This window comes from Martinezella sp. CNPSo 3964 (genome assembly GCF_057784375.1).
The window spans coordinates 136,250-148,939 of sequence record NZ_JBXSOW010000008.1 but is presented as its reverse complement, the minus strand read 5'-3'; the positions used below and the strand labels follow the sequence as shown (position 1 = coordinate 148,939).

The 12,690-nt window shown below is 58.4% G+C and carries 9 protein-coding genes and 3 pseudogenes; 4 read left to right on the top strand and 8 right to left on the bottom strand.

Features of this window, described 5'->3' with window-relative positions; genetic code table 11:
• Positions 1 to 407 precede the first annotated feature (407 nt).
• Positions 408 to 640: pseudogene (locus tag AC13Q5_RS23915) on the bottom strand (integrase core domain-containing protein); the annotation flags it as partial.
• Between the two features lie 271 nt (positions 641 to 911).
• Here AC13Q5_RS23915 and AC13Q5_RS23910 point away from each other — a divergent pair.
• A complete protein-coding gene (locus AC13Q5_RS23910; RefSeq protein WP_075854567.1) occupies positions 912 to 1,406 on the top strand; it encodes a histidine kinase in 495 nt (164 codons plus the stop codon).
• A gap of 278 nt (positions 1,407 to 1,684) precedes the next feature.
• Here the strand turns inward: AC13Q5_RS23910 and AC13Q5_RS23905 are convergent, their stop codons facing one another.
• The 4 genes and pseudogenes from AC13Q5_RS23905 to AC13Q5_RS23890 all read right to left on the bottom strand — a co-directional run bounded on the left by AC13Q5_RS23905 (position 1,685) and on the right by AC13Q5_RS23890 (position 3,972).
• Positions 1,685 to 2,305: a GGDEF domain-containing protein gene (locus AC13Q5_RS23905; RefSeq protein ID WP_488503380.1), complete on the bottom strand. Its 621-nt coding sequence runs from the start codon at positions 2,303 to 2,305 to the stop codon at positions 1,685 to 1,687.
• Between the two features lie 581 nt (positions 2,306 to 2,886).
• Positions 2,887 to 3,075: pseudogene (locus AC13Q5_RS23900) on the bottom strand (DDE-type integrase/transposase/recombinase); the annotation flags it as partial.
• A gap of 113 nt (positions 3,076 to 3,188) precedes the next feature.
• A pseudogene (locus tag AC13Q5_RS23895) lies at positions 3,189 to 3,362 on the bottom strand (integrase core domain-containing protein); the annotation flags it as partial.
• A gap of 64 nt (positions 3,363 to 3,426) precedes the next feature.
• The gene (locus AC13Q5_RS23890; RefSeq protein WP_488503379.1) at positions 3,427 to 3,972 is read right to left on the bottom strand and encodes a DEAD/DEAH box helicase family protein; all 546 of its coding nucleotides are present in this window, start codon (positions 3,970 to 3,972) and stop codon (positions 3,427 to 3,429) included.
• A 233-nt stretch (positions 3,973 to 4,205) separates the two neighbouring features.
• Here AC13Q5_RS23890 and AC13Q5_RS23885 point away from each other — a divergent pair, with 233 nt between their 5' ends.
• The 3 genes from AC13Q5_RS23885 to AC13Q5_RS23875 all read left to right on the top strand — a co-directional run bounded on the left by AC13Q5_RS23885 (position 4,206) and on the right by AC13Q5_RS23875 (position 9,408).
• A complete protein-coding gene (locus AC13Q5_RS23885) occupies positions 4,206 to 4,679 on the top strand; it encodes a VOC family protein (RefSeq protein WP_488503378.1) in 474 nt (157 codons plus the stop codon).
• Between the two features lie 517 nt (positions 4,680 to 5,196).
• Entirely contained in the window at positions 5,197 to 6,318 is a 1,122-nt protein-coding gene (locus AC13Q5_RS23880) for an efflux RND transporter periplasmic adaptor subunit (RefSeq protein ID WP_488503377.1), read from the top strand.
• A 9-nt stretch (positions 6,319 to 6,327) separates the two neighbouring features.
• A complete protein-coding gene (locus AC13Q5_RS23875; RefSeq protein WP_488503376.1) occupies positions 6,328 to 9,408 on the top strand; it encodes an efflux RND transporter permease subunit in 3,081 nt (1,026 codons plus the stop codon).
• A gap of 60 nt (positions 9,409 to 9,468) precedes the next feature.
• On the opposite strand, the gene AC13Q5_RS23870 is transcribed toward AC13Q5_RS23875, so the two are convergent.
• The 3 genes from AC13Q5_RS23870 to AC13Q5_RS23860 are packed head-to-tail and all read right to left on the bottom strand — an operon-like array spanning position 9,469 to position 12,618.
• A complete protein-coding gene (locus AC13Q5_RS23870) occupies positions 9,469 to 10,569 on the bottom strand; it encodes an ABC transporter substrate-binding protein (protein ID WP_488503375.1) in 1,101 nt (366 codons plus the stop codon).
• Entirely contained in the window at positions 10,566 to 11,957 is a 1,392-nt protein-coding gene (locus tag AC13Q5_RS23865; protein ID WP_488503374.1) for a sensor histidine kinase, read from the bottom strand. The genes AC13Q5_RS23870 and AC13Q5_RS23865 overlap by 4 nt, the downstream gene beginning before the upstream one ends.
• Positions 11,947 to 12,618 carry a response regulator transcription factor gene (locus AC13Q5_RS23860; RefSeq protein ID WP_075854559.1) on the bottom strand — a complete coding sequence of 224 codons (672 nt, stop codon included), beginning with the start codon at positions 12,616 to 12,618 and terminating at the stop codon, positions 11,947 to 11,949. The genes AC13Q5_RS23865 and AC13Q5_RS23860 overlap by 11 nt, the downstream gene beginning before the upstream one ends.
• Positions 12,619 to 12,690: the final 72 nt, after the last annotated feature.

Sequence of the window (12,690 nt, the reverse complement as noted above, 5' to 3'; positions counted from 1 at the left end):
AATACAACTAAATCTTGCGTAATTTAGCGTGGCGAAATTTAGCAGGCAAGGGTGAGCGTTGGCTTATATTAACAAAAGACGCAATGATGTCTCATTTGCGATCGCCCAGATTGTTCCCGATCTGTCAAATCAATGGGACCCCAGCCCTATGATCGGGATGATTTCGTCTAAACCTGCTACGAACCACCGGTTCTGCGACAAGTTTGCGACGAGAAATACAGGCAGCGTTGCTGTGATCCTAAGGCCTCTTGCCTTTATCCGGGCAGGCCCAAAGATACCGGCGTGCGGCCATTTTCGGTAGCCGCGCCCAATCAGCATGCCTTTTGTTTCCCTAAAGTGCGCCAATCCACCAGATTTCTTAGGGAAGGAAGCCATATCATGGCGCCATCATTGATACTCTCTCTCGTATGGCGGTAGCTGGCGAAGAGCCTCTCGTTGAGAAATTCGTCGCGCGAGCGTTCGTTGAGGCTCTCGACAAAGCCGATTTGCATCGGCTTGCCCGGAGCAATGTAAAGCCACTCGCCAGCATGGTCTTGCTGCCATTTGAGGATGACGTTCGACGTTAGTTCCGTGTGTTGTCCGACACGATCGTGCAAGGATAGCCGGTCCTCAAGGCAATCCCGTCCAACTCGCAACTGACGTGCTCGTCAGGCAGCGAAATAGTGTGAATTTAATATGGAATTTAACATCAGCGACCCAACTATCCTTGTGCAACTGCCGAGTATGAAGGTTCGAACTGCTACTAGAGATTGATGTATAACTAATAGAATTAGTAACAATAGCGTATTTTTTTGGGTACGTTCCCTTTAATATTGCTACTTTTTTCGCCAGGTAGTCACGATCTTAACATGTTGTATTTAGAAGTCTCATGGCCGTTTTGTATATCGGTTTTAAGCTCTAAGGATTATACCATGAAGAAAATCATCGCATTGGCCCTGCTTGTATTAACGTCTCCTCTCACGGCGCACGCTGCGACCTTGACATTCCCTGGTGACAAGCCTGTCGCAAGTATCACCATTCCAGATAGCTGGAAGCCGGAGGAAACCGACGGCGGCGTCCAGGGAACCTCGGAGGATTCTGCGGTCTATCTTTCAGCCGAGGTCGCCAGCGACAAATCCATGGAGAAAGTTGTTACCGGTGCGATCGATTTTCTTGCAAAAAACAAAGTGACGATCGACCCCTCTACTCAAAAGGAGACGCCCGCCACCGAGGTCAACGGTATGCAGATGGCCACCCTGGAGTGGGATGGTAAGGATGAAAACGGTCCAATCAGCGTCGGCTTGCTCATCGTCCAGGTGAGCGCCGACAACGCTCTCGTGGTGACGTACTGGGGAGACAAGGGCGAAGAAGACAAGCATGATGCCGAAGTCAAGGCAATCGTAGCCTCGATCAAGCCGGTTGAGTGACCTAGTTTGTGGCAGCGGTGAACCTATCGCCGCTGCCCGTGGGCTGTTGAATTCAGCCCCGATTTGACCTTCTTTCCGCCCGGCTCGGCTGGGCGGCGAGGTTTCCGTCTCCAGGGCTGTTTAACGAGACCCCCACACCGACACCTCATCCTTCGAGGTCTGATCAGCCTCGGCGGATCGACAGGGCCAACCGAAATCCTAGCTGCCTTGACGCCGCATCAAAGACGGGTCTTGCCGTTTAAGCCTAGGCTGCTGCCGCGACGGTAGAGTCGCCAGCCTCACGCGGCCGGCAGCACGATGATCGGGATCTCGTCGCTGTCGTCGCCGCGCTCGATGGCCATTTGGTCGGCGAGCTGGCGGAGTTGGTTGAAGTCGGCCGGGCCGTCGAAGGAGATGCCGCCGAGGCGGATGGCGACGGAAAGCGGCCCGCTGTCGGCGCTGAAGGTGGCCTCCGAGAGGCGCGTGCGGATGCGGGTGCCGATGTCGTGGGCGTCCTCTATCGTGGCGCCAGGCAGGAAGATGCCGAGTTCGTTGGTGGCAAGCCGCGCCACGAGATCGTCGCGACGAACCGAGGACTGGATGATCGAGGCAAGCGATTGCATCACGGTATCGGCCCATTGCGGCCCGTAGCGGCGGCTGATGTCGTCGAAGGTGTCGACGATGACGGCGATGACGATGCCGCCGGCATCGGTGGCAGCATGTTTGCGCCGGTCGATAAAGTGCTCGACGGCTGCGGCAAAGGCGGTGCCGTTCAGTGTCTTCGTCACGCTGTCGTAGCGCGCCGCCTGTGTGACGTTTTCCTGCATCTTGCGGATGGCGCTGTTGTTGAGCTGCAAGGCAAAGAGCAGCGGAAAGGCCACAAATGCGGAAACGAGTGCTGCCCCGACAAATCCGACCAAAAATGGTCGATCCGGCATCAACAGGTTTAATAGGAGTAAAAGACCAACGGAGCCGACCATGGCGCACAGCGTGCCGAGCATAGCCCTCCGCAGGGCTTTGAAAATGGTAGCGGAGGGATGCAGCTGTTGTAGAATCATATCGGAATCATACCCGTTCCTAATCCTGAGTCAGCTAAACAGCGGCCGGAAAAAACCGGCTTAAGAAATCCTGTAAAATTTGCTGCTTTGCACCGTTGTTTTCAAGAATTAACTGTTTTCTGCGCTTGGTGCTCGGATTGCTGTAGAATTCCAGTGCTCCGTCTCGATTCACGGTCCTGGGCGTTTTTTATCTTCAGCGTCTGAGTCGATACGGGGTCTCTATGCGGACAGGCACAACAAGCAATTGTTTTCGCTGCAGCGTCCGGGGTCATTACTTGATGCTTATTCGCTGATTGTCTAGCGGCATTGATTCGGCAGAAGGCTGTCAATTCAGAGGATTAGTCACTCGCAGGCGGTGCCGAAGGTTCTACTCCGATCAAGAGCGATTCGTTTATAACTGCTGAAAAGACCGAGACAAAACGTTCTAAACCGCTGACAGATCAGAAGCTCCGCATCATCCGTTCTCATTCTCGAAGTGATATATGAGAATTCTCCGTATGATTGTTCAGGCCCTTATGTAATCGATGTTTGATCGCAGGCACCACATCCCGCGTTGCAGCTTCGTAAGGGCGCAGTTTGTAAGTGACGATGCGCTTCGGAGCCAGGCTTTGCTTCTTCAGCAGGCTGAGCACAGCAGCCAGACCGCATGTGTGGGGGGAGCTCGTCATAGTCTCCGCATCGATCCTCCATCTTCAAGCGGGCGTTGTCATCCGCCATCGCGTTGCTATGGTGTGGCGTTATGGAGCCAGTGAGCGTTCAGACACTCGGTGCAGAACTTGCCATTGAATGACTCGATGTAGCTGTTGTCCGTCGGCTTGCCCGGTCGGGAGAAGTCGAGCACTATGCCCTTGTGGTAGGCCCAGAGATCCAAGTCTTGCGAGATGAATTTGCTGCCATTATCGACATGCTCGAAGCTGGGAGGCAGGCAGACATGGCGTCTGAGAGCCGTGCTGAACGTGCTGGCCGATCATGACCAACAAACCCTATTGGAAAGTCTTAATCCAATCTTGAATGTGTTGCGCAGTCTCCCGGGGGGACGAGGTCGTGTTATCGATGCTCGTCCGATATGTCGCCCCATCGTCGAAAAGCGAGAGCTCGGCGACAAGCCTATTTAAAATCGCCGCCTTTTGACTTTTTCCGCGCCTGCCGCGATCTTCGCTGACGATGCGGCGAACATTCTCGACGGGCGAGCATGTCAGCGTGACGGAGAAGAGCGGGCAATTTCGTGCTTGCGCGAGATCGATGATCGCTTGCCAGTTTTCCTCGAGAAATCCGTTCGATCCTCCGCGGGCAACAACGCTTGTCAAAATGATGGGCAGAGCTGGCGGTAGTCTTAGAATTGCCGCGAACGCGACAGATCGGACGGCACGGACTAAATCGTAATACTCCGCTGTCCCGCCTTCGGCCAAAGCGCGCCCTACATTCAAAATAGTGTGGTTGTCGAGTAGCTTTCCGCCCAGAATCGCCTGCAATTCGCGGCCGGTTGTGAACTTACCAACGCCTGGCCATCCGCTTATGTTGACTAGCATCGTGAACTCCAATCGGTTTTCGGGCTGGAGAGACGCCTGTTTTTCCGCAGCCTTGCCATGATCTCTCGCAGCGCGATCGCGACATGACCGAACCCTTCAACGGTCCGCCGGATGTCGAGGCTACGACAAGAAGCCGGTCATTGCCCAGCCGAAATGGCGCTGATGAGGGTGGAGAAGTGCGATCTGGTGCCTATTTCAGAGAGACGGGAAACGGAGAGCAGGAGGACCAGAGGATGGCAAAGAACACGATTTGCTTGTGGTACGACAAGGATGCAGAGGCCGCCGCCAATTTTTATGTCGAGACTTTTCTCGACAGCGCGATGGGCGCCGCCATCCGCGCACCGGGAAACTATCCGGAGGGCAAGCAGGGCGATGTGCTGGTCGTCGAGTTCACGGTCGCGGGCATTTCTTGCGTCGGCCTGAACGGCGGCCCGGTGTTCAAACACAACGAAGCCTTTTCGTTTCAGATTTACACCGAGGATCAGGAAGAGACGGATCGCTATTGGAACGCCATTGTCGGCAATGGCGGCCAGGAGAGCGAATGCGGCTGGTGCAAGGACAAATGGGGTGTCTCCTGGCAGATCACGCCGCGTATTCTGATGGATGCGCTTCGCGAGGGCGGCGATCAGGCAAAGCGCGCTTTCGATGCGATGATGACCATGAAGAAGATCGATGTGGCAGCGATCGACGCGGCCCGGCATGGCTGAGGGCTGAAGCGGCTTGCCCGGCGCATATCGCATCAAGGTTGCTGATGCTGCGGCGATTTGGGATGGCAACCGTATGGGAGCCATGATTGCTTTTATTCAAGACTCCATTAAATATGCATTTAGGCATATGAAATCGGCTGTTGTGGATCGGATAATAACAACTTATCCTTGATCGAATGCAGAGGCAGGCCAATGGCGTTTGACTGGTGAGGTTTACAGAGGATGGCCACACGGAACGCCGCCAGCTGGAATCATTGCAAGGTCAGCGCCGTCTTCAGCGGGCGAAATGCTCCGTTGCCTGGCGAGGGTCTTCGCCAAGGAATTTGGCTGATCGAACCTGCCAGTCCCCATAATCGCCGCTTTCCGTACAGAGATTGGCTGCAGGCAACCATGTGCTTGCGACCGCTTTGGCGTCAGCGGGTTTCTGAGAGGATTGCCGTGAAATCCTGTCGCGCCGCCGCCAGAATTTCTCCCGACCAGTTCCCGAAGAGTAGAGTTACCACTCATGATAAAACGCATGATAATCATGCTGATCATCATAGGCCTGATCCTTGGCGGGATCTTCGGCTTCCAGGCATTCAAGAACCGCATGATTGCGGCCTATCTGGCTAATCTCAAGTCGCCACCGCAGACGATCTCGACCATTACCGCGGCGATGAGCCCCTGGCAGACGACGCTGCAATCGATCGGCAGCTTCAATGCCGTCGAAGGTGCCAATCTTTCGGCTCAGGTCCAGGGCATCGTCCAGAAGATCGGCTTCGAGGATGGCCAGGACGTCAAGAAGGGTGATCTCATCGTGCAGCTGCTTGCCGATCAGCAGATCGCGACGCTGGATCAATACAAGGCGACGATGGCCAATGCTCAAATCGCCTATGATCGTGATTCCAGGCTGATCAAGGCGAACACCATTGCGCAAAGCCAGGTCGATAGCGATCTGGCGACCTGGAAGGCGGCGCAGGCGCAGGTCGCGTCGCAGCAGGCATTGATCGACCAATATTCGATCCGCGCCCCCTTCGATGGCCATCTCGGCATCAGGCTGGTCAGTCTCGGTCAGTATCTGTCCGCGGGAACCGCCGTCGTAACGTTGCAGTCGCTCGATCCGATCCAGTTCGATTTTTCGATGCCGCAGCAGGCCCTGTCGCAGCTGAAGGTCGGACAGGCGGTAACGGCGACGGTCGATGCTTACGGCAACCGGACTTTCGACGGCAAGATCACGGCCATCAGCCCGCTCGTCGATACCCAGAGCCGTAATATCACCATTCGGGCAACCTTTCCCAATCCAGATCGCAAGCTGCTGCCCGGCATGTTCGGCAATATAACGGTGGTGGTCGGGGAGCCGAAGGAGTATATCTCCTTGCCTCAGACTGCGGTTACCATCAATCCCTATGGCAATGTCGTCTATGTGGTGACCGACAAGGGCAATGGCGCGGATGGAAAGCCGCAGCTTGTCGCCAATCAGAAGTTCGTCAGCACGGGACAGGCGCGCGGCGACCAGATCGCCGTGACCAAGGGATTGAACGCGGGCGAAGTGGTGGTGACCTCCGGCCAGCTGAAATTGAACAACGGCTCGCCTGTCATAATCAACAACGAGGTGCAGCCGTCGAACGATCCCAACGCGAACCCGGCAAACCCCAACTGAGGTGTGACGATGAATATCACCGATATCTTCATCAAACGCCCCGTTCTCGCTCTCGTCGTCAGCGCGTTGATTATCGTCATCGGCTACCAGTCGTTCCGCTCGCTCACCGTGCGCCAGTATCCGCAGACGCAGAATGCGGTCGTCACGGTGACGACCACCTATCCTGGTGCGGCACCTGACGTTATCGCCGGCTTCATCACGACGCCGCTCGAAAATGCCATCGCGCAGGCCAACGGCATTGATTACATGACATCGACGAGCACCAGCGGCACGTCGACGATCACCGTCAACCTCCGGCTCAACTACAGCGCCGATGCGGCGATGACGGAAATCAACGCCAAGGTATCCTCCGTTCTCAATCAGCTGCCCACGGGCACGCAGCAGCCGATCATGACGGTTTCCATCGGCCAGTCGATCGACGCCATGTATATCGGCTTCCGAAGCGACGTTCTGGCCAGCAACCAGATCACCGACTATCTGACGCGCGTGGTCCAGCCGAAATTGCAGGCGGTCAATGGTGTCCAGACGGCCGAAATCCTCGGCGCGCGGACCTTTGCCTTGAGAGCCTGGCTGCAGCCGGACAAGCTTGCCGCTTATGGCCTGTCGGCCGGTGATGTCTGGACCGCGCTCGGAGCCAACAACTACATCTCAGGCATCGGCACCACGCGTGGCCAGATGACGCAGACGGTGTTGACGGCGCAGACCGACCTGCATTCGGCTGACGAATTCAGGGAGATGGTGGTCAAGCAGATCGGCAGCACGATCGTGCGGCTGAAGGATGTCGCGACCGTTGCCCTCGGATCTCAAAATCCCGATGTCCAGATCGGCTTCGATGGGCAGGACGGCGTGTTCATGGGTATCCAGATCGCGCCGACGGCCAACCTGCTCGATGTGATCGCCGGCGTGCGCGCGGTGTTTCCGAGCATCCAGGAACAATTGCCGCAGGGTCTCGAAGGTTACATTGTTTACGATTCCAGCACCTTCGTCACCACGTCGATCGATGAGGTGGTGAAGAGTCTGGTCGAGGCTCTCCTGATCGTCATTTTCGTGGTCTTCGCCTTTCTCGGTTCGCCGCGATCGGTCGCCATTCCGGTCGTCGCCATACCGCTATCGCTGGTCGGCACCTTCGCGATGATGCTGATCTTCGGCTTCTCTATCAATCTTCTGACACTGCTTGCCCTGGTTTTGGCGATCGGCCTCGTCGTCGACGATGCCATCATCGTGGTTGAGAACGTCAACCGTCACATCGAAGAGGGATCGACGCCGATGAGGGCGGCGTTGGACGCGGCGCACGAGCTGGTCGGGCCTATCCTGGCCATGACGGTGGTGCTGATTGCCGTCTACGTGCCGATCGGTTTCCAGGGCGGTCTGACGGGCGCATTGTTTACGGAATTCGCCTTCACGCTGGTCGGCGCCGTGACTGTGTCCATGATCATCGCGTTGACGCTGACGCCGATGATGTGCTCGCGCATCCTGAAGCCGCATTTGACCGATCGCAGCGGCTGGGAAGAGCGTATCTCAGATTTCATCGACCGCCGCTTTTCGGAAATCCATCGCCCCTATGTGCGCATGCTGCATGGCAGCTTGAACACTGTGCCGGTGGCGCTGGTCTTTGCCGTCATCGTGCTTGGCAGCATCTATTTCCTCTACACCAGCGCCAAGACCGAACTGGCGCCCAATGAAGACCAGGGCTTCCTGGCCGCACAGGTGACGAACCCTCCCAATGCAACGCTTCAGCAAAAGCTGCTCAATTCCAACCAGGTCACCAAGATCTTCCGCAGTTTCCCTGAGACCGACAAGACCCTGCAGGTCGAGGTGCCGGGCACGTCCTTCGAGGGCATGGTGCTGAAGCCGTGGGATCAGCGCACGAGAACTGCAGATCAGCTGCAGCCGCTGGTGCAGGCCGATCTGGCAAAGATCGCCGGCGGACAGTCCGTGGTCTTCCAGATACCGCCTCTGCCTGGCGCCAGCGGCCTCCCGGTGCAGTTTGCCATCGGCAGCACGAGCGGTTTCGAACAACTCAACGAGGTCTCCACCGCCTTCCTGCAGGAAGCACAGAAGTCGGGCGAGTTCATCTTCCTGACGAAGGATCTCTACGTCGATAATCCGCAATATTCGATCCAGATCGACCGCAGTAAGGCATCCGCTCTCGGGCTGTCCATGAACAATGTCGGTTCGGCGCTGGCCTCCATGCTGGGTGGCGGCTATGTCAACTATTTCAGTATCGACAACCGCTCGTATCAGGTGATCCCGCAGGTAGAACAACGGTCGCGCCAGACCATCGATCAGATCATGAACTATCCGATCGCAAACGTGAACGGCAACAAGATTCCCCTCTCGGCGATCGCCACTGCGAAGCTCCAGGCCACGCCGCGCTCGGTCGCGCACTTCCAGCAATTGAACTCGGCCACCATCTCCGGCGTGCCGGCGCCGGGCGTTGCCGTCGGCGATGCGCTCAATACGTTGAAATCGATCGCGGCACGGACGTTGCCGCAGGGCTACTCGGTCGATTACGGCGGGCAGTCGCGCCAATACGTGCAGGAATCGAGTGGCATGGCGACCACGTTTGCCCTTGCCCTGATCATCGTGTTCCTGGCGCTTTCGGCGCAGTTCAACAGCTTCCGAGATCCGTTCATTATCCTCGTCTCGGTGCCGATGTCTATCGCAGGCGCGCTCGCATTCATCAGCCTCGGCATCGGCGGCGCGACGATGAACATCTACACCCAAGTCGGGTTGGTGACGCTGATGGGACTGATCAGCAAGCACGGTATTCTGATCGTCGAAGTGGCGAACACGCTGCAGGCCGAAGGGAAAACCAAACGCGAAGCGATCGAAGGCGCCTGCGGCATCCGCTTGCGGCCGATCCTGATGACGACGGGCGCCATGGTTCTCGGCGTCGTGCCGCTGATCCTGGCGACCGGCGCCGGTGCTGCCGCCCGCTTCAACATGGGCCTCGTGATCGCGACCGGGCTTGCCATCGGCACGCTGTTCACGCTCTTCGTCGTGCCGGCAGTCTACATGCTGCTCGCAGCCGACCATCACAAGAAGGATGCGCGTGAAACAGAAGCAGAGCCGACCCCTGCACATTGAGTGTACCGGCCGGCGAGGCCGTTGCGATGATCGGGTAGGTAACCAGCATCACCTCCTTGCTCAGGGTGATGACGCCGGCTGGTTCAGCATCGAGTGGCTCCAGTCGTCTATGAAGCGACGCCGTTGCGCTTCGTCCTGTGCGGCAAGCAATGCGGGGCCGATACGGATCGGTTGAACGAAGCTTAACTCCCCGAGGGTCGACGGGCCATCGACCCCTTCGGGGATATTGCCTTTCTCCGCAAAGAAAAAGGCCTTGCGCCGCGCCACATCCTGCCCACGTTTGGAGAGGAGATAATCGAGAAAGCGCCGGGCAAGGTCCGGCCGCTGTGCAGTCTTCGGTATCAGCACGCCGCGGCTCAGGATCAGTGTGTAGTCACGTGGAATGACGACTCTGAGATCGGGATTGGCCTGAGCAGCCGCATAGGAATAGGACCCGATCATATTGTAGGCGAGGTAGATCCGTCCGCTGGCGATCTCCTGCAGGATGGTCCCGGTGCAGCAGCTGACCTTGACGTCGGCGCGGCTCATGCTTTCGAGAAGGCGGCCATAGGTCGCGGTCGCCTGGCGGGCATCGCTGAAGGCGAGGAGATAGCCGACGCCTGACGTCCTGATGTCGAAGGTACCCACTCGACCCCCATAATAGTCGAGCCTGCGGCGCAGCAGATCGGCAAGCTCGGCGCGGGTGCGCGGAACGTCGCTCGACGGCACGTGGCGCGCATTGTAGACGAAGACCGCCGGCTCGAAGGTGAAGCCGAAGACCTCGTCGCGCCAATTGGCCCATTTGGGTACCTGGGCGGTTTCCAATGAATGATAGGCCGAGGCACAGCCATTATTGGCCAGGCTGACGAGCTGATCGAGCGAGGAGGAAAGCCACAGATCGCCAAGCGGCGCGTTCTGCTCGCAGGCAACACCCGCCTTCTGATGAAGGTCGTTCGTGACATAGTCGAAATATTCGATCGCAATATCCGGCGCCGTCGCCTGAAAATCCTGAATCAATGGCTCCATGGCCTGGAGATCGGCCGCGCCACGGATCGACAGGCGTGCCGTTTCGCCATTGACGGCTGGAAAGAGCTTTGACGTGCCCTCGACGGCCATTGCGAGCGTCGGTGCAAGAGCGAGGGCCGCGAAACCAAGCCAGAAGGGGAGGCGTCGAGCTTTCATTTTCCCTCCCGGTGAATGCGTGGCAGGGCAAGGATGACGGTGAAGCCATGCGCATCCTCTTCCTTGGCGCGAAACTGCAGCGCCCCGCCATGCGCGGCCGCGACTTCCGATGCTATGGCAAAGCCAAGCCCGGCGCTTCCTTCGCCGGCTTTCGATGTCTGGAAGCGCTGCGTGACGCGCGACCATTCGTCGGAGGGAATGCCCGGGCCGTCGTCCTCGACCTCGACATGGGCAAGGGGGCCGGCATCGCGCACCCGTACTTCGAGCCTGGAAAGGGTTCCGTGGCGAAGGGCATTGTCGATGACGTTGACGATCGCCTCTCGCAGGCTGACGGGATCACCGAGGACGGCAAGCTCGACATCAGCCTCCTCGAAGGAGACGACGATATCCGGATCGACCGTGATCGGTACCGCCACACGAAAGGCGCGCCTGGCGACTTCGTTGAGGTCGACGGGTTCGAGCTGCACGGATTCGGCACGGTGGATGACCATGGCATGGCTCAGCAACTGATTGGTCAGCCTCGCCAGCTCATCGGTGCGTTGTTGCACGCGGCCGAGATGCTGCCTGTCCGCCTCGTCCAGCTTGTCATTGTTCAAGAGGTCGAGCTGAGCGGTAAGTGCCGTCAACGGCGTCCGTATCTGGTGCGCTGCATCCGCGATGAACCGCTGCAGCAGGACGACGCGTTCGTTGAGGCGGCCCATGAAATGGTTGATGGAACCGACGAAGGGACGGAGTTCACGCGGCACCGATACGGAAAGAGGCGTGAGATCCTGCGGATCTCGCCGGCGCAGCGCTCCACCCAGCTGGTTGACTGGTCGCAGCGCTTGGCGGATGGAAAGGATCATCACCACGAGCGCCAGGAAGCACATGATGATGATGGTGATTGCTGCACCAAGCGTCAGCTCATGTGTCAGCGCCCGGCGAGCTTCGACGGTCTGGGCGAGGATCACATGTGCCCAGCCCGAGGCCGCCGGGTCCGAGAGGGCGCGTCCGACGACCGCGATGCGCACCGCTTCGCCCTTATAAAGGCCGGAGCTCAAGATTGGCTCGCGGTGAACCGTGGCAAGATCGATTTTCGTTTCGAGATCGCGGTGTCCGGTGAGCGTCTTTCCCGTGGGGTCGACGATGCGGTAGAAGATGCGGTCGCGGTCGGCGAGCCCCAGCATTTCGAATGCCGAGGCTCTGAGGTCGACGATCAGCGCGCCTTCCTGAACGGCGAGGCCATCCGCGATCTGCAATGCCGCGCCGACCAGTACCCGGTCGTAGGCATCATCGGCCGCCGTGCGTGCGGAATACCAGCTTGTGGTTATGAGCACTGCCGCGCCGGCGGTCAGAAGAACCGACATGACGACCGCCAGGCGGGCAAAAAGCGAGCGTTCAAGCGTCATCGGAGACCAGCTGGTAGCCGATGCCATGCAGCGTGACGATGCGCGCCTTTGCCCCTTCGAGCTTCTTGCGCAGCCGCCCGACATAGAGCTCGATCGCATTGGCACTGACGGCCTCGTCAAAACCGTAGAGCTGGTCGAGCAGCTCTTGCTTGCTGAACACGCGCCCGGGCCGCGAAGCAAATATTTCCAGTAGCGTCATCTCCCTGCGCTTCAGCTGGACCTCACGCTTGCCGACTTTCACCGAGCGGCTGGTGCGATCAAGCACGATGTCGCCGCAGGTGACGAGGTTGGTGGCGTCGCCGCTCCGTCTGCGTAGCAGCACCCTGGCTCGGGCTTCAAGCTCGCGAAAGTCGAAAGGCTTGACAAGATAGTCGTCGGCGCCGAGGTCGAGGGCGCCGACGCGATCATCGACCTCGGAGCGCGCGGTCAGCATGAGGACGGGTGTCGTCACGCGGGCGCGCCTCAGCCCCTTTAGGATTTCGAAGCCGTCGAGATCAGGTAGCATGACGTCAAGGATGACGAGATCATAGTCCGTGAAGGCCAGGATTTCGGCAGCCACACGGCCGTTCGTCTGCCAGTCGACCGTATGGCCGACAGCTTGAAAGCGACGGCAGATTGCCTCGCCGACATCCTGCGTATCCTCAACGAGCAGAATGCGCATGCCGACCGTCCTGCCCGATCCTCATGAATTCCTGATGCAAAGCTCCTCCCTTTTCCGAGCGGTTCGGTTCTT

Bases quoted from the DNA above. Each gene is read 5' to 3' on its own strand.
- AC13Q5_RS23910 (WP_075854567.1), top strand. From the start codon at position 912: ATGAAGAAAATCATCGCATTGGCCCTGCTTGTATTAACGTCTCCTCTC.
- AC13Q5_RS23890 (WP_488503379.1), bottom strand. From the start codon at position 3,972: ATGCTAGTCAACATAAGCGGATGGCCAGGCGTTGGTAAGTTCACAACC.
- AC13Q5_RS23885 (WP_488503378.1), top strand. From the start codon at position 4,206: ATGGCAAAGAACACGATTTGCTTGTGGTACGACAAGGATGCAGAGGCC.
- AC13Q5_RS23880 (WP_488503377.1), top strand. From the start codon at position 5,197: ATGATAATCATGCTGATCATCATAGGCCTGATCCTTGGCGGGATCTTC.
- AC13Q5_RS23875 (WP_488503376.1), top strand. From the start codon at position 6,328: ATGAATATCACCGATATCTTCATCAAACGCCCCGTTCTCGCTCTCGTC.
- AC13Q5_RS23870 (WP_488503375.1), bottom strand. From the start codon at position 10,569: ATGAAAGCTCGACGCCTCCCCTTCTGGCTTGGTTTCGCGGCCCTCGCT.
- AC13Q5_RS23865 (WP_488503374.1), bottom strand. From the start codon at position 11,957: ATGACGCTTGAACGCTCGCTTTTTGCCCGCCTGGCGGTCGTCATGTCG.
- AC13Q5_RS23860 (WP_075854559.1), bottom strand. From the start codon at position 12,618: ATGCGCATTCTGCTCGTTGAGGATACGCAGGATGTCGGCGAGGCAATC.